A 15,402-nucleotide genomic window follows, 5' to 3' on the forward strand; every position below is an offset into this window, starting at 1 on the left:
CCGCTAGTGTGCAAATATCGAGGCATCCTCCCCGGCCGACCGGAGGTCCGACATGACCGACCCAGACGTCGCGGGCGGTGGACGCCGCCGGACACGGCTCACCCGGGCCCGCATCCTCGAAGCGGCGAGGCGGGAACTCGGCCGTGATCCCGACAGCAGCCTCGAGGACATCGCCGAGGCGGCCGGCGTGGTGCGCCGCACCGTCTACGACCACTTCGGCGGCCGGTCGGCCCTGGTGGAGGGGCTCGCCTCGGACGCGACAGAGGCCCTCGGACGCGCGCTGACGGCCATGCCGGTCCCCGGCCCCGACGCCGTCACCGAGATGGCACGCTTCGTCCTTGCCCTGTGGCCCGTCGGTGACCGCTGTCGCACGCTGCTGCGACTGGCGCCCCAGGACCTGGGGGCGGAGCGCGTGAACGAGATCCTCGGCCCGGCCCGCGAGATGGCGACGGCGATCATCGAGCGCGGGCAGCGACAGGGCGTCTTCCACACCAGCGTCCCGCCCGACCCGCTCGGCCGGGCCCTCGAAGGACTGACGCTGGCGCTCCTGGAATGCGTGAACGCCGGGACCTGGAGCGACGACGGCACCCGAACCGCCACGGCCGCCCTGATCGCGGTGGGGGCGGACGGCGACCTCGCCGCCGCACGGGTCCGCAGACTCGCCCGCCCCGACCGGCTCAGCGCCTGAGGCGTCCGGCGGGAATCGTCAGCCGCGTCCTAGCGCCCCCGCCGGCCGCGCACCAGCAGATAGAGGAAGTACGGCGTGCCGATCACCGCCGTCATCAGGCCTGCGCCCAGCTGGGCCGGGGCGATGACCGTACGGCCCAGCAGGTCGGCCGTGCAGACGAGCGCGGCGCCGAGGAGGACCGCGACCGTCACCACCCGGACGTGCCGTCGGCCCACGAGGGCACGCGCCGCGTGCGGTGCCACCAGGCCCACGAAGCCGATGGTGCCGGCCGAGGCGACGGCCGTCGCGCTGAGCAGGACGCTCACCACCAGGAACCCGAGCCTCGCCCGGGACAGTCGCAGGCCGAGCAGCCGGGGCGTGTCCGCGTCCAGCGAGACGAGGTCCAGCTCGCCGCGCCGGGCGACCGCGAAGACGAGGCCCACCGTCAGCACGAGCGCGACGGGCAGCACGTCCGGCATGGTCCGGCCGTACGTCGAACCGGACAGCCAGGTCAGCGCCTTCGTCGCGTTGAACGGGTCGGTGAGCACGATGAGCAGGCTGATCAGTGCCGTCGTACCGGCGGCCGTGCCGATGCCGACGAGGACCAGCCGGTTCTGCTGGTAGCCGCCCCGGGCGGCGAGCCCGAAGACGACGACGGAGGTCACCGCGGCGCCCGCGAACGCGGCACCCGCCACGCCCCAGGTCCCGGCGACGGGCACGGTGGTGACCAGGAGCACGGCACCCAGCGCGGCTCCGCCGGACACACCCAGGACGCCCGGCTCCGCGAGCGGGTTGCGGGTCACGGCCTGCACCAGCGTGCCGGCCAGGGCGAGCGCCCCGCCCGCGCACAGCGCCGCGAGGACGCGGGGCACCCGGGTGTCGAGGACGAAGGACACCGCCCGGCCGGCCCGCCCCTGCGCCCAGTTCGCGACATCGCCGAGCAGCAGTTTGCTGTCGCCGAGCAGGACGCCGGCGATCGTCACGCCGACGACCACGACGACGAGTACGGCCAGCGTGGTCAGGAACGCCGCCCGGTTGGGGATGCGCAACCGGTCCGGCGCGTCCGCCCCGGCCGTGTCCCGCAGCCGCAGGGCCATCACCACCAGGAAGACGGCACCGACCAGGCTGGTGACGACACCGGTGGGCACGGCGACCGCCGTGTCCGCGGGCACGAGGGCCCGCAGCAGCACGTCCGCCCCGAGGACCAGGCCCGCGCCGACCAGGCCGGCCACGGGCAGCGTCGTCCGGGTCCGGACGAAGCCCCGGTACCGGCGGGCGAGCGGTCGCACCAGGGCCGGGGCGCACAGGCCGACGAAGCCGATGGGCCCGGCGAGGGTGACGGCCGCCGCGGACAGCAGTGTCGCCAGGACGACCACCGTCACACGGGTGGCGCGGACCGGGACGCCCAGCCCGCGCGCCGCGTCGTCGCCCAGGGCCAGCGCGTCGACCCGACGGGCGGTCAGCAACAGGCCGACGAGCCCGACCAGGACGACCGGCAGCATCTGAAGGACGCCGTCGAAGCCGTTCTGGCCGATGCTGCCCTGGTTCCACTGGTAGAGGCCCTCGGTCTCCTGGGGGAACAGCAGGAGCAGGCCTTCGGTCACGGAGGTCAGCCCCAGCGCCAGCGCGGTGCCGGCGAGGACCAGTCGTACGGTGCCCGTGCCGAGGCCGGACAGGGCGAGCACGACGGTCGCGGCGAGGAGTCCGCCGACGAAGGCGACCCCGGAGGAGGCGATCATCGGCAGCGAGACGCCGGTGACGCCGACCAGCCCGAGCGCCAGGTACGAACCGGCGTTCACCGCGAGGGTGTCGGGAGCGGCGAGCACGTTGCGGCTGACGGCCTGGAGCACGGCGCCGGCCGCGCCGAGGATGACGCCGACCATGATGCCGGCGGTCATCCGCGGCAGCCGGGAGGCGATCACGACGGAGGCGTCGGCCGGATCGGACCGCCCGGTCAGGGCCTTGAACACCTCGGCCGGTCCGACGGCGGCGGTGCCCTGGGTGATGTCGACGACGGCGAGGGCCGCGACCAGGAGGACGAGCGCGGCCGTCACCGCGGCCGCGCCCGTCCGGGACGCGGCGGCCGGTGGACGGAGCGCGGGGGGCGTTGCGGTGACGGCCATGGCCGGCGCTACTTCGTCAGCGCGTCGACGACGGCGTCGATGTACGCCTCCATCGACTCGGGACCGCCGAACATCCAGATGCCGTCGGGCAGTCGGTGCACCTCGCCGGCCTTCACGAACGGCAGGGACGTCCACACGGCGTTCTTCGCCAGCGCACCGGTGAAGGGCGTGCTGCTCGCGTCGTCGTCGTTGGCTATGTAGGCGAACCGGGTGTCCTTCGGCAGGGCGGTGAGACCTTCGACGTCGGTGGTGCCGAGGCCGTAGGCCGCGTCTCCCTCGACCGTCCAGGCGTTCTTCAGGCCGACCGCCTCGTTGACGGCCCCGATGAGCGAACCGCTGGTGTATGGGCGCAGGGAGACCTGGTTGGAGGTGACGTAGCCGTCGGCGAAGGCGTACTGCGCACCGGCGAGACCGGCGGCGGCGAGGGCCTTCTTGCCCTCGGCGACCTTGGCCTCGAAGGCCGTACGGGCCGTCTCGGCCTTGGTCGTGGTGCCGGTGGCCTTGGCGATGAGGTCGAGGTTCTCCAGCATCTGGCCGATCTGGTCGGTGGAGTCGGCGGACGTCACCTCCAGCACCGGGGCGACCTTGCGCAGTTGCTTCACCGCGGCGGGGGTCAGATCGGTGGTGGCCACGATGAGGTCGGGCGCGAGCGAGGCGATGGTGTCCATGCTCGGCTCGCCGCGCGTGCCGATGTCCTTCGGCTCGTTCTTCAGCGGGACGGCGGTGTCCCAGGTCTTGTAGCCCTTGACGTCGGCGACGCCGACCGGGTCCACGCCGAGCGTGACGAGGCTCTCGACGACGTTCCACTCGGTGGCGACGACCTTGGTGGCCGGGCCGTCGAGCTTGATCTTCGCGCCGGTGGCGTCGGTGAGGCTGATGGCCTGGGAGGGCTTCTCGGAGCTGTCGGCGGCAGGCTCGGTGGTGCCGCACGCGGCGAGGGTGAGCGCCGCGGCGGTGGTGGTGGCCGCGGTGAACAGGAGGCGTCTCATGAGGTGGTGCCGAGCCTTTCGGTTCGAGTGTGTCGAGTGTGGTGGCGGCCGATCGGGCGGGTGCGCAGTCGGCCGGTCAGGGGGTCGGTGTCGACGTCGATCCGGATGCCGTAGACAGCGGTCAGGCGTTCCGGGGTGAGGACGTCCTCGGGCAGGCCGTCGGCGACGATCCGGCCCGCTTCGAGCAGCGTGATCCGGTCCGCGACGGCCGCCGCCTGGTCGAGGTCGTGCAGCACGACGCCGACGGCGATCCCGTGGTCGTCCGCCAGGTCGCGGATGAGGTCGAGGAGTTCGATCTGGTAGCGCAGGTCGAGATAGGTCGTCGGCTCGTCCAGCAGCAGCACGCCGGTCTCCTGCGCGAGGCAGCCGGCCAGCCAGACCCGCTGCAGTTGCCCGCCGGACAGGTGGTCGGCGCCCCGCTCGGCGAGGTCCGTGACACCGGTCAGCGCGAGTGCCCGGTCGACCGCGGCCGACGCGTCCGGATCGGGCCGGCCGAAGCGGCCCCGGTACGGGTAGCGGCCGAACTCGACGAGGTCCCGCACCGTCAGCCCGCTGGGCGTGGGGCGACCCTGGGTCAGCAGGGCGACGTGCCGCGCGAACTCACGGGCGGTCAGGGTGAGGCCGTCGGTGTCGGCATCGATCCTGAGCGTGGCGTGGCGGGCCGGCTGCAGACGGGCGATGGTCCGCAGGAGCGTCGACTTGCCGCTGCCGTTGGGACCCACCAGCACGGTCACCTCGCCGGGCCGGAGCGCGACCGAGGCGCCGTGCACGACGTCGACGCCGTCGTACGACACGGTCACACCCGTGGCCGACAGTTCATGACCGCGTAGCCGCGGGGTGGCGGCTGCTTCTTCACCAGATCTCACACGACGAAGGTTAGCCTAACCTAATTCAAGTTGATCAGGGGTGCCCCGCACCCGGCTCAGCCGGTCCGCCAAGACGCCGGATTCCATACGCCCGAGCGGCGCAGCGAAGCCGGGCAGTGCAGATAGACCTCGTCGATCTCCAGGACCAGGGCGAGTTCGGGCCGCCGGCCGTCGAGCGTCATGGCGTCGAAGAACGGGGCGTCGGTGAGGATGCGGGCCCGGCCGTTGACGCGCAGGACCTCCTTGCCGCCGGGGATCAGGTACAGCAGGCCGGCGTGCGGGTTGTCGAGGATGTTGTGGAAGCTGTCCCCCCGGCGGTTCCCCGGCCGGTCGGGCAGGGCGATCGTGCCGGAGTCGACGACATGGGTGAAACCCGGGGCGTCCCCGCGCGGGGAGACGTCGCAGTTGCCGTGCGCGTCGGAGGTGGCCAGCAGGCAGAACGGCGAGCGGGTGACGATGTCCAGGTCCTGGTCGGTCAGCCGGTCATGGACCTTCTCGATCACCACGGGCCAGGGCTCGCCCAGCAGCACGCGCAGTTCGGCCCGCGACTCCAGCGCCACCCAGCCCCGCTCGGCCCCGGCGTCCGGTCCGGCCCCGGCGGTATCGATCGTGTGCGGCAAGGCCGACTCCCCTGTGCGTACGCCCGGCAGATAGTTGTACAGGGAACATTATCCGATCTTAGGATTGGCTTGCCTTACTCAGGGAGCCTCCTCCGATGGCGAGGGGCCGCCGGCCGGGAGTGGACAGCACCAGCAGCCGCCGCAGGCCCAACCGCTCAGCCTCCTGGGGTAGTTGACCGAGGCTTCCGGCGCCGAAGAGCACCCGCATCGGCAACGCCTCGTACGTGAACGTCATCGTGACGTCCCGGCTTCCGGCGCCAGGACGATGTCGAAACCGGCGTGGGTGAAGGGCACGGTCACTGCGAAGCGCTCGGCCGCGCGCTCGTCGTGCGACTCCGCGAAGTCGGTGATCAGGCCTTGCTTGACGGCGAAGACGGCGTCGGAGTCGAGGTAGGGGCCGTCGGCGACGAAGGTGTGGGTGGTGACCGGCCGATGGCCCTCGGCACGCGCGATGAAGTGGACGTGGGCGGGCCGGAAGGGGTGTCTGCCGGTGGCACGCAGCAGGGTGCCCACCGGCCCGTCCGTGGGGATCGGGTAGGGGGACGGGACGACGGTGCGGAACCAGAAGCGACCCTCGTCGTCGGTGCGGAACAGCCCGCGTCCGTTGCCCGGCGGCTGGACGTCCGGCTGCTGCACGTCGTAGAAGCCCTCCTCGTCGCACTGCCAGACGTCGAGTTCGGCGCCCGGCAGCGGGGTGCCGTCGGTGGCGAGCACCCGGCCGGAGACCACGCAGGGGCGGCCGGTGCCGAGGAGGTCGATGCTGTCGCCGAGGTCCCTGCGGGGCGACTCGGTCATGTGGAAGGGGCCGAGGACGGTGCTCTCCGTTCCCTCCTGCGCTCCGCCCAGCGTCTCGACGAGCGTGGAGACGCCCAGGACGTCGGAGAGCAGGACGAACTCCTGCCGGGTGTCGTCGCACTTCTGCCCGACGGCGGTGAGGAAGTCGATCGCCGCCTCCCACTCCCCCGGGGTGGGCCCGACGTCCCGTACGAAGGCGTGGAGGTGACGGGTCAGGCTCTTCAGCACCTCCCGCAACCGGGGGTCCTCGGTGCTGCGGAAGCTGTCCACGACCGCTTCGGTGGCGGTCTCGACGGTGAAGTCCATGGTCGTTCCTAGCGGTTCGGGGCTTCCTGGCCGGCGGTCTGATCCTCGGACCAGTCTCCACCGGCGGGGGAAGCGCCGACGTGGGAAACACCGACACGGGGAACGCCGGCGCCCCTCTCGGGGCGCCGGCTCCGCGGCTAAGCGGCCCGCTCCCGTTCCGTCAGCCAGGTCCGGGTCGGGCGGCACACCAGTCTGCCGTCCACGGCCCTGCACCATGTCTGGTAGCCAGAGGAGTACAGGCGCTTGCCCAGCCAGTCGTAGGCGTCGCCGTCCGGGCGGGCCGACGGGGTCCGGGCCACGAAGTTCGCGGCGTCGTCGACGCTGCCCGTGCCGTCGTAGCGGGCGACCTTGGGGTACGGGTACACGGGACGGGTGCGCGTCACGGTGCCGTTCGTGCTGTTGGACGCGACGATCCGGCCGGGCGTGGTGGCGCTCTCCGCCCAGGCCATCACCGGGGTGAGGACGTCGAAGGTGTTCGGCCCGTCACCGCCCCCGCAGTGGGCGACACCCGGGAACATGTACAGCTTGGCGAACCGGTCGGCCGTCCTCGCCCCCATCGTGTCGCGCAGGGCGTCGTAGTAGGCCAACGTCCCCTGCGGTGAGATGTGCTGGTCGTTCCAGCCGTGCCAGAGGAGCAGCTTGCCGCCGCTCTTCTCGAAGGCGCCGAGGTCGGGGTCCATGGCCGCCAGATAGCTGGAGGACTGGACGGTCTTCCAGAACGACTCGACGGTGAAGTCGAGGTCCGAGAGCTGGAACTCCGGGTCGGGGGCGTTCGGGTACGCCAGATAGCGGGCGAAGGACGTCACGAAGTTCTCGCTCGCCACCGTCTCGCCCTGCGCCTTCGGCACGAACAGCGTCCACTCCAGTTCGGAGCCCCACTCGTGGGAGATCGCGAGCTCCAGCCTGCGGCCCTGCGCGCCGGTGGCGCCGTCGTGCAGTCGCTGGACCACCGCGGCCTGCGCCGCCGTCAGGCACGTCGACGGGTCCTGACCGGACACGCACACCAGCGTCCTCGGGTCGAAGTCGCAGCGCCGCGGGTCGTCGAGCAGCCCGTCCGTCAGGCCGTCCAGCGCGTCGCAGGCCGCCAGCACGGCCCGGTGGATCAGGGGCAGTCTGTCGGCCAGGAGGATGTAGTCGCCGTTCGCGTCCCTGTTCGTCAGCACGTTCCAGGCGTGGTGGAAGGTGTTCTGGACGACCATGTTGTTCGCGGGCGCGCCGGCGGCGATGCCGTCGAAGTCGTCCGGGTAGCGCTGCGCCTCCATGAGCGCCTCACGGCCGCCGTCGGAGCAGCCGGTGAAGTACGAGTAGGCGGGGCGCTTGCCGTAGAACCTCGCGATGACCGCCTTGGCCACCTGGGACGTGACGTGCACGCCGCGGTAGGCGAAGTCGATCTGTGCCTGCGGGTTGTCCAGCGCCCATGAGCCGTCGTTCCGGCCCTGGTGGCCCATGTCGGTCGTGGCGCTCGCGACCGTGCCGTCCTGGACGACCGGACAGGTCGTCGCCTGGCCGTAGTTGATGGCGGCGCTTCCGCACAGACCACCGCAGCCGGTCTGGACGTAGCGCTGCGTCCAGCCGTTGACCGGCAGGCGCATGACCATGGTGTTCGCGGGGGCGATGGTCCCGCGCACCTCGCAGTAGGGGGCCGCGCCGGTCGTCACGACGGTCGCCGAGGAGATCGTGACCGGCGCGTCGGTGACCCCGTCCAGGTCGAGGCCGGTCACGCCGGCGCAGTCCATCACGGGCCGCACCGCGGGCAGATCCGCCAGGCCGTCGGCCGTGACGGCCCGGTGCGGCGCCTGCGCGCCGCTCGCGCTCGTGACCGGCACCAGGACAGCGGCGAGCATGGCCACCACCGCCACCCGGGCGGCGACAGCGGCCGGTCTCCTTCGACCGCGGACGAAGGACCAACGCATGGGGTTCCCCTCTCGGTGCGGGCGCGCCACGGGCGACGGCGCCACCGAGCGGTCAGCGTGGCCCACACCGGAGAGATCGTCAACAATTTCGACAACAATTACTCGCCGATGCCGTTCCGGCCGGGCCGGCGGGGCGCACGGGGTCACGATGTGCTCGAAATATCGCAAGAGGGGATAATTCAGTGAGCACGGTGGCGCTCGACCGGCGTCCTCCACCGATCAGGAACAGGCAGGTCGGACCATGTCGAAGAAACCACGCTCGTCCGAGCCACCGCACGGCAAGGGGCCGAGCCGGCACGAGGGCGCCGGGCAGCACGGCTGGTCGCCCGATGTGGACGAGACACGTCAGCAGGACAATCCGAGCGCCCACCGCTCCTTCCACCCCGCCGAGCACGCCGACGCGAAGGGCCGTGGCCGGACCAGGTCCGCGGAAGAGACGAAGTCCGTTCCGGGTGACACGGTCAAGAGTCACGGCGGACGCGGCGAGGAGTACGCCGACGCGGACGAGAAGGGCCGGCGGGACACCGGCCCCAAGGGCCGCTCCCAGCGCCCCAGCGGCACCAGGGACGCGTCCGCCACCACAGGCGTCGACCCGCAGGACCCGCCCTCCGGACCCCGATCGCGCTGACGGTCCGCTCGGGGCGTGGACGGCCGCCACCTCCACGCCCCGAGCGGTCGCGTCGCGGCTCCTCCAGTCCCCCGCCTCGCGTCGCGGATCCCTGCGACACCCGATACTGCGCGGGACTGCGCGGGAGCCGCGTCAGCAGATGCGCGGCAACTGCTCCCCGATCGGCAGATCGACCACCCGTGTTCCGCCCAGCCCGGTCCTGGCGACGACCATCCCCGGGTGCTCCTCGACGGCCTCACCGATGACCACGGACTCCGCGCCCAGCGGATGGGCCCGCATCGCCTCGAGGACGGCGTCGGCGTGCTCGCGCGGGACGAAGGCCACGAGCTTGCCCTCGTTGGCGATGTACATGGGGTCCAGGCCCAGGATGGCGCAGGCGTTGGCCACGGCCGACGGGACCGGGACGGCTCGTTCCCGGATGACCACCCCCGCGCCGGAGGCCGCCGCGATCTCGTTGAGCGCGGCCGCCAGGCCGCCTCGGGTGGGATCGCGCAGCACGTGCAGCTCCGGGGTGACGGCGAGCATGGCGTCGACCAGGCCGCCGAGCGCCGCACAGTCACTCTTGATCTCGACCCCGAACTCCAGGCCCTCGCGCACGCTCATGACCGCCACCCCGTGGACGCCGATGGCACCACTGACGATCACCACGTCACCGGGTACGACCCGCTGCGGCCGCAGGTCCACGCCCGCGGGCACGAGACCGATGCCCGCCGTGTTGAGGTAGATCCCGTCGCCGTGTCCGGCCTCCACCACCTTGGTGTCCCCGGTGGCCACCTCCACCCCGGCGGTACGCGCGGCCGCGCCCAGCGCCTCGGACACCCGCCGGACCACGTCCAGCTCGACGCCCTCCTCCAGGATGAATCCGCAGGAGAGGTAGGCCGCACGGGCGCCGCTCATGGCGAGGTCGTTGACGGTGCCGTTGACCGCCAGGTCGCCGATGCTGCCGCCGGGGAAGAACAGCGGCCGCACCACGTAGGAGTCGGTGGAGAACGCCAGCCTGGCCCCGCCCACGGTCAGGACGGCGGAGTCGCCCAGCTGGGCGAGCACCTCGCCACCGAAGGCGGGCGCGAAGATCTGCTGGACCAGTTCGGCGGAGAGCACTCCCCCGCCACCGTGGCCCATGACGACCCGGGGCCGGTCACGCACCGGCGCCGGACAGGTCCAGCCCTCGACGTCGAGGGCGCGGGCGGGGGCGGGGCCGGGCGCGGGCAGATCGGTGATGTCAGACAACGGGGGTCGCCTCCCGGGCCTTGACGGCGGGCATGTCCAGCCGCCGGTAGAGGTAGTACGCGGCGCAGGCACCCTCGCTGGAGACCATGGTGGCGCCCAGGGGGGTGCGGGGGGTGCACAGGGTGCCGAAGGCCTCGCACTCGTGCGGCTTGAGCAGCCCCTGCAGGACCTCGCCGCTGCGGCACTCGGCCGGCTCCTTCGTCCGGATCCCCTCGACCGCGAAGCGGTGCTCGGCGTCGTGGTCGCGGTACTTCGACGACAGCCGCCAGCCGCTGTCGGGGATCACGCCGATTCCGCGCCAGGCCCGGTCGGTGACCTCGAAGACGTCCTCCAGCATGGCCCGGGCGGCCGGGTTGCCCTCCGGGCGGACGGCACGGGCGTAGGCGTTGTCGACGGTGTGCTCGCCGCGTTCCAGCTGACGGACGGCCCGGCGCACTCCTTCGAGGATGTCCAGCGGCTCGAAGCCCGTCACGACGATCGGGACGCGGAAGCGCTCCGCCAGTTCCGGATACTCCTCCACACCCATCACGCTGCACACGTGCCCGGCCGCGAGGAAGCCCTGCACCCGGCAGCTCGGCGAGGACATGATCGCCTCGATGGCCGGCGGTACCCGGACATGGGACACCAGCATGCTGAAGTTCAGGACACCCAGCTTCCGGGCCTGGTGGACCGTCATGGCGTTGGGGGGTGCCGTCGTCTCGAAGCCGATGCCGAAGAACACCACCTCGCGGTCCGGGTTCTGCTGGGCGATCCGCAGCGCGTCGAGCGGCGAGTAGACGACTCGCACGTCGCCACCCTCCCCGCGCACCTGGAACAGGTCCCGTCCGGTGCCCGGCACCCGCAGCATGTCCCCGAAGGAACAGAAGATCACCTCCGGCCGGGAGGCGATCTCCAGCGCCTTGTCGATGACCTCCAGCGGGGTCACGCACACCGGACAGCCCGGACCGTGGATCAACTCCAGCTTCTCCGGGAGTAGTTGGTCGATGCCGTGCCGGATGATGCTGTGCGTCTGGCCGCCGCAGACCTCCATCAGCGCCCACGGCCTCGTCACCGTGGCATGGATGTCGTCGAGCAGCCGACGGGCCAGCTCCGGATCCTGGAACTCGTCGATGTACTTCACTGGTTGTGCACCCCTTCCACCGGGTCCGCGCCCGCCTCCGCCGCCGCCATCTCCCAGGCGTCGCCGAACTCCTCCTGCAGCATGCCGAGTTCGGCGAAGAGTTCGAGCGTCTGCCGGGCCGACTCCTCGTCCAGCCGCTGAAGGGCGAAGCCGACGTGGACGATGGCGTACTCGCCGACCTGGAGATCGGGCAGATACTCCAGGCACACCTCCTTGACCACACCGCCGAAGTCGACGGTGGCCATCCGGGTGCCGTCCCGGTCCTCGATGTCCAGCACTCTGCCGGGTACCGCCAGGCACATGAGCCTCTCCTCGCTGTGGATCGCGCGTTACTCAGTCGGTGGGAGTCGTCCGGGCGGCCACCATCAGCTGGCCCAGGGCCAGACCGCCGTCGCCCGGCGGCACCAGCCGGTGCCGCAGGACCGTGAAGCCGTCCTCGCGCAGGGCGGCGGAACAGGCCGAGGAGAGCAGCGTGTTGGCGAACACGCCCCCCGTCAGGGCGACCGTGTCCAGCCCGTGCCGCTCTCGGGCCCGTACGCAGATCCGGTGCACCAGGCCGGTCACCGCCCGGTGGAAGCGGGCCGCGACCAGCGCGGGTCCGACGCCGGCCCGCAGGTCGGAGACGATCGCGGCGAGGGCGGGCGCCGGGTCGGCCCGTACCGCGTCGCCCTCCTCGCGCGCATGCCCGGGCGCCCGGAGATCGAAGGTGTACGCGGCCCGGTCGCCGGTGGGCGCGCCAAGCGCCGCTCCCTCCAGCTCCACGGCGGCCTGTGCCTCGTATCCCGCGCGGTGGCACACCCCGGTCAGCGAGGACACGGCGTCGAAGAGCCGCCCCATGCTGGAGGTGGGGACACAGTGCAGGCCGAGCTCCAACTGTCTTTCCAGCAGGCGCAGTTCGTCGGGCGGACAGGCGGCCGTGCAGGCGAGGTCGGCCGCCCGGTCGATGCCGGCCGCCCACAGATGGGCCAGCGCCATGCGGTACGGCCTGCGTACCGTGGCGTCGCCACCGGGCAGCGGGACGTACGCGAGGTGCCCGAACCGGCTGAAGCCGTCGTAGTCCGCGAGCAGGAACTCGCCGCCCCAGACGGCTCCGTCGTCGCCGTGGCCCGTGCCGTCGAAGGCGACGCCGATCACCGGCCGGGTGCCGTCCAGCCCGTGCTCGGCCATCGCGGCGGCGACGTGCGCGTGATGGTGCTGGACGCGTACGACGGGCCGCGCCGCCGCATGGCGGTCGGCCCACCGGGCGGAGCGGTAGCCGGGATGCCGGTCGGCCACCAGGGTGCCGGGCCGTACGCCGGTGATGGACTCCAGTTGCGCCACCGCGCCCTCGAAGGCCCGCTGGGTGGCGAGGTCGTCCATGTCACCGATGTGCGCGGACAGCCAGGCGCGCCGTCCCGCCCCCAGGCAGAAGGCGTTCTTCAGGTCGCCGCCGACGGCGAGAGCGGGACGGACGGGCAGCGGGAGGGCGACCGGCAGCGGGGCGTAGCCGCGGGAGCGGCGAATCACCAGCGGCTCCCCGTCGCAGACCCGGACCACCGAGTCGTCGCAGGGGACGTGGATCGGCCGGTCGTGCGTGAGCCAGGCGTCGGCCAGCGGCGCGAGCCGCTCCAGCGCCTCGGTGTCGTCGGTGACGATCGGCTCACCGGACACGTTGCCGCTGGTCATGACCAGCAGCCGGGGGCCGTCCGGGTCGCCGGGCAGGCCGAGCAGGAGATGGTGCAGGGGGGTGTACGGCAGCATCACGCCGAGGTCGGGGCTGCCGGGCGCCACGGACTCGGCGGGTCGCGGGGCCCCCGTCGCGTACACGGGGTCTCGGCGCCGACGCAGCAGTACGACGGGCCGGACACCGCCCTCGAGCAGCTCCCTCTCCTCGGGGGACAGCCGGACGAGGTGCTCGACGTCGGCCGTGCGCCGGGCCATGACGGCGAACGGCTTGTCCCCCCGTGCCTTGCGCCGGCGCAGGCGGGCGACCGCCTCCTCGTTCGTGGCGTCGCAGGCCAGGTGATAGCCGCCCAGTCCCTTGACGGCGAGGACGGCGCCGTCCGACAGCAGTGCGCGCGCCTCGGTGACCGGGTCCGTCCCCGTGCGCTCGTCGGACGGCGGGACCAGCAGCCGCAGCCGCGGTCCGCAGGCCGGGCAGGCGACCGGCTGCGCGTGGAAACGGCGGTCGGCCGGATCCGCGTACTCCCGGGCGCAGTCGGGGCACATGGCGAAGCCGGCCATGGTGGTGTGGGCGCGGTCGTACGGCACGCCGGTGACGATCGTGAAACGCGGGCCGCAGTGCGTGCAGTTGACGAACGGGTGGCGGTGGCGCCGGTCCGCCGGGTCGGCCAGCTCGGCGAGGCAGTCGGCGCAGGTGGCGGAGTCCGGGGAGACCAGGGTGCGGGCCGGTCCGCCGGTCCGGGAGGTGAGGATGGTGAACGCGGTGCCGCCGACCGGCGGCATCTCGCGGTGGTGGACGGACTCGACGCGGGCCAGCGGGGGCGCCTGGGCGGCGATCCGGTCGCAGAACCGGGCCACGGCCGAGGCGGTGCCCTCGACCTCCACGACGACGCCCTCCGGGGTGTTGGTCACGTGTCCGGCCAGGGCGAGTTCGGTGGCGAGGCCGTACAGGTAGGGCCGGAAGCCCACGCCCTGCACCACTCCCCGGACGGTGACCCGGCGCCGCAGCGGCGGGTCACCGGCGACCACGGCCGACGGTTGCGACGGAGCGCTCACGACGGGGTGGGTGCCAGGTCGCCGGCGTCGGTCTCGTCGGCATGGGTGTGCGGGTGGGTGTGCGCGTGGCCGTGCCGGAGGTCCGGCCGGCCGGCCATCACCGGTGTGTGCGGGGGCGCGCCCTGCGCGGCGGCGAGCGCCCGGTCGAGCAGCGCGCCTACGCCCTTCCCGCGGCGTGCCGAGGTCAGGACCACCTCGACGCCCGGGTTGACCTGCTGCACGTTCGCGCGGAAGGCGATCTCGTCGAACTCCGCGGCCTCCGCGAGGTCGATCTTGGTGACGACGACCAGGTGGGCGAGGCCGAAGGCGGTGGGGTACTTGAGCGGCTTGTCCTCGCCCTCCGTCACCGAGGCGAGGACGACCCTCAGGGTCTCCCCCAGGTCGTACCCGGCGGGGCAGACCAGGTTGCCGACGTTCTCCACGAAAAGCAGCCGGGTGCCGTCGGGCAGCCACCCGTCCAGGTGCCCGGCGAGCATGCCCGCCTCCAGATGGCACAGTCCGTCGGTGAGCACCTGCTTGACCGGGGCGCCCGACCGTGCGAGCCGGATCGCGTCGTTCTCGGTGGCGAGATCGGCGGTCAGCGCCGCGACCGGCACGGCCCGCTCCCGTGCCCGCAGCAGTTCGCTCTCCAGCAGGGCGGTCTTGCCGCTGCCCGGACTGGACAGCAGGTTGACGACCGTGGTGCCGTGGGCCGCGAGGCGGGTGCGCAGCGTGTGGGCGCTCGCGTCGTTCTTCGCAAGCACGGCCTGGCGCAGGTCGACGACACGACACATGGTTCAGCACTCCTCGGAGATCGGTTCGCGGGTGGGCGTGGGGTCGCCGGTCTCCCACTGCACGGCGGCGATCCGCAGTTCCCGGCCCGCGAGCAGATCGGTGGTCGTCCCGTCGCACGCGGGGCAGGTCAGCCGGGGTGGCATGCCGACGGCCCACTCGTGGGCGCAGGGTGTGCAGCGGGCCCGCCCCGGCACCGCCTCGGTGACCAGTTCGGCGCCTTCCAGCAGGGTTCCGGCGCAGACCAGTTCGAAGCAGAAGGCGAGCGAATCGGGTACGACGCCGGCGAGTTCGCCGACCTGGAGCCGTACCGATCGCACCGCGGTGACATCGCCGGCCCGCTCGGCGGCCTCTGCCACCTGGTCGACGACGGCCAGCGCGACGGACATCTCGTGCATGGGTCTCCGTCCTTGTCGAGGCCTGCCTGCGGTCGGCCTTCATTAGAGGCGCGCGCACCGGGGCCGCACGGCCCGGCACGCCGTCACCGGCCACCGGGTACGCCGTTCGACGCAACCGTGCGGCGCACCGGCGGCGGCCGTGCTTCACATCCGTCGGATGCGCAGGTAGCGCCGCACGTCGGGAAACACTTCGGCGCCGATGGCGACCAGGGCCGCGAGGGCCGCTCCGCCGATGATCATCTTCTTCATCCCGTCTCT

15 protein-coding genes are annotated in these 15,402 nt (G+C 72.7%); 2 read left to right on the forward strand and 13 right to left on the reverse strand.

Annotated features, from left to right (window positions below):
* Positions 1-52: 52 nt before the first annotated feature.
* The gene (locus OG933_RS04135) at positions 53-688 is read left to right on the forward strand and encodes a TetR/AcrR family transcriptional regulator (RefSeq protein ID WP_405625425.1); all 636 of its coding nucleotides are present in this window, start codon (positions 53-55) and stop codon (positions 686-688) included.
* 29 nt (positions 689-717) lie between these two features.
* Here the strand turns inward: OG933_RS04135 and OG933_RS04140 are convergent, their stop codons facing one another.
* From OG933_RS04140 to OG933_RS04165, 6 genes are all read right to left on the reverse strand, one after another.
* Positions 718-2,790, reverse strand: a complete 2,073-nt coding sequence (locus OG933_RS04140) for an iron ABC transporter permease (RefSeq protein WP_405625427.1) — start codon at positions 2,788-2,790, stop codon at positions 718-720.
* A gap of 8 nt (positions 2,791-2,798) precedes the next feature.
* Positions 2,799-3,779 carry an iron-siderophore ABC transporter substrate-binding protein gene (locus OG933_RS04145; protein WP_362521927.1) on the reverse strand — a complete coding sequence of 327 codons (981 nt, stop codon included), beginning with the start codon at positions 3,777-3,779 and terminating at the stop codon, positions 2,799-2,801.
* On the reverse strand, positions 3,776-4,645 hold the full coding sequence (locus tag OG933_RS04150; RefSeq protein WP_362521929.1) for an ABC transporter ATP-binding protein: 870 nt from the start codon (positions 4,643-4,645) through the stop codon (positions 3,776-3,778). Before OG933_RS04150 ends, OG933_RS04145 begins: the two co-directional genes overlap by 4 nt.
* Before the next feature lie 56 nt (positions 4,646-4,701).
* Positions 4,702-5,265 carry an MSMEG_1061 family FMN-dependent PPOX-type flavoprotein gene (locus OG933_RS04155; protein WP_405625429.1) on the reverse strand — a complete coding sequence of 188 codons (564 nt, stop codon included), beginning with the start codon at positions 5,263-5,265 and terminating at the stop codon, positions 4,702-4,704.
* A gap of 231 nt (positions 5,266-5,496) precedes the next feature.
* Positions 5,497-6,366, reverse strand: a complete 870-nt coding sequence (locus OG933_RS04160; RefSeq protein WP_362521932.1) for a dioxygenase — start codon at positions 6,364-6,366, stop codon at positions 5,497-5,499.
* A gap of 137 nt (positions 6,367-6,503) precedes the next feature.
* Positions 6,504-8,279 (reverse strand): tannase/feruloyl esterase family alpha/beta hydrolase, encoded by a 1,776-nt coding sequence (locus tag OG933_RS04165; RefSeq protein ID WP_405625431.1) that lies wholly within the window; start codon positions 8,277-8,279, stop codon positions 6,504-6,506.
* A 241-nt stretch (positions 8,280-8,520) separates the two neighbouring features.
* Here OG933_RS04165 and OG933_RS04170 point away from each other — a divergent pair, with 241 nt between their 5' ends.
* Positions 8,521-8,907, forward strand: a complete 387-nt coding sequence (locus OG933_RS04170) for a hypothetical protein (protein WP_405625433.1) — start codon at positions 8,521-8,523, stop codon at positions 8,905-8,907.
* Between the two features lie 132 nt (positions 8,908-9,039).
* Here the strand turns inward: OG933_RS04170 and hypE are convergent, their stop codons facing one another.
* The 7 genes from hypE to OG933_RS04205 all read right to left on the reverse strand — a co-directional run bounded on the left by hypE (position 9,040) and on the right by OG933_RS04205 (position 15,393).
* Positions 9,040-10,137 carry a hydrogenase expression/formation protein HypE gene (hypE, locus tag OG933_RS04175; protein ID WP_405625435.1) on the reverse strand — a complete coding sequence of 366 codons (1,098 nt, stop codon included), beginning with the start codon at positions 10,135-10,137 and terminating at the stop codon, positions 9,040-9,042.
* On the reverse strand, positions 10,130-11,257 hold the full coding sequence (gene hypD / locus OG933_RS04180; RefSeq protein WP_405625437.1) for a hydrogenase formation protein HypD: 1,128 nt from the start codon (positions 11,255-11,257) through the stop codon (positions 10,130-10,132). Before hypD ends, hypE begins: the two co-directional genes overlap by 8 nt.
* Positions 11,254-11,559, reverse strand: coding sequence for a HypC/HybG/HupF family hydrogenase formation chaperone (locus tag OG933_RS04185; RefSeq protein WP_082412581.1), 306 nt, complete (start codon positions 11,557-11,559; stop codon positions 11,254-11,256). The genes hypD and OG933_RS04185 overlap by 4 nt, the downstream gene beginning before the upstream one ends.
* A 31-nt stretch (positions 11,560-11,590) precedes the next feature.
* The gene (gene hypF / locus OG933_RS04190; RefSeq protein ID WP_405625439.1) at positions 11,591-13,975 is read right to left on the reverse strand and encodes a carbamoyltransferase HypF; all 2,385 of its coding nucleotides are present in this window, start codon (positions 13,973-13,975) and stop codon (positions 11,591-11,593) included.
* A complete protein-coding gene (gene hypB / locus OG933_RS04195; protein ID WP_362521944.1) occupies positions 13,972-14,748 on the reverse strand; it encodes a hydrogenase nickel incorporation protein HypB in 777 nt (258 codons plus the stop codon). The genes hypF and hypB overlap by 4 nt, the downstream gene beginning before the upstream one ends.
* 3 nt (positions 14,749-14,751) lie before the next feature.
* The gene (gene hypA, locus OG933_RS04200) at positions 14,752-15,144 is read right to left on the reverse strand and encodes a hydrogenase maturation nickel metallochaperone HypA (RefSeq protein WP_362269492.1); all 393 of its coding nucleotides are present in this window, start codon (positions 15,142-15,144) and stop codon (positions 14,752-14,754) included.
* A 144-nt stretch (positions 15,145-15,288) separates the two neighbouring features.
* Positions 15,289-15,393 (reverse strand): DUF6893 family small protein, encoded by a 105-nt coding sequence (locus tag OG933_RS04205; RefSeq protein ID WP_020129546.1) that lies wholly within the window; start codon positions 15,391-15,393, stop codon positions 15,289-15,291.
* Between the last annotated feature and the right edge of the window lie 9 nt (positions 15,394-15,402).

The sequence above is a fragment of the Streptomyces sp. NBC_00016 genome, from assembly GCF_045040885.1.
GTDB classification, from domain to species: Bacteria; Actinomycetota; Actinomycetes; order Streptomycetales; family Streptomycetaceae; genus Streptomyces; species Streptomyces coriariae.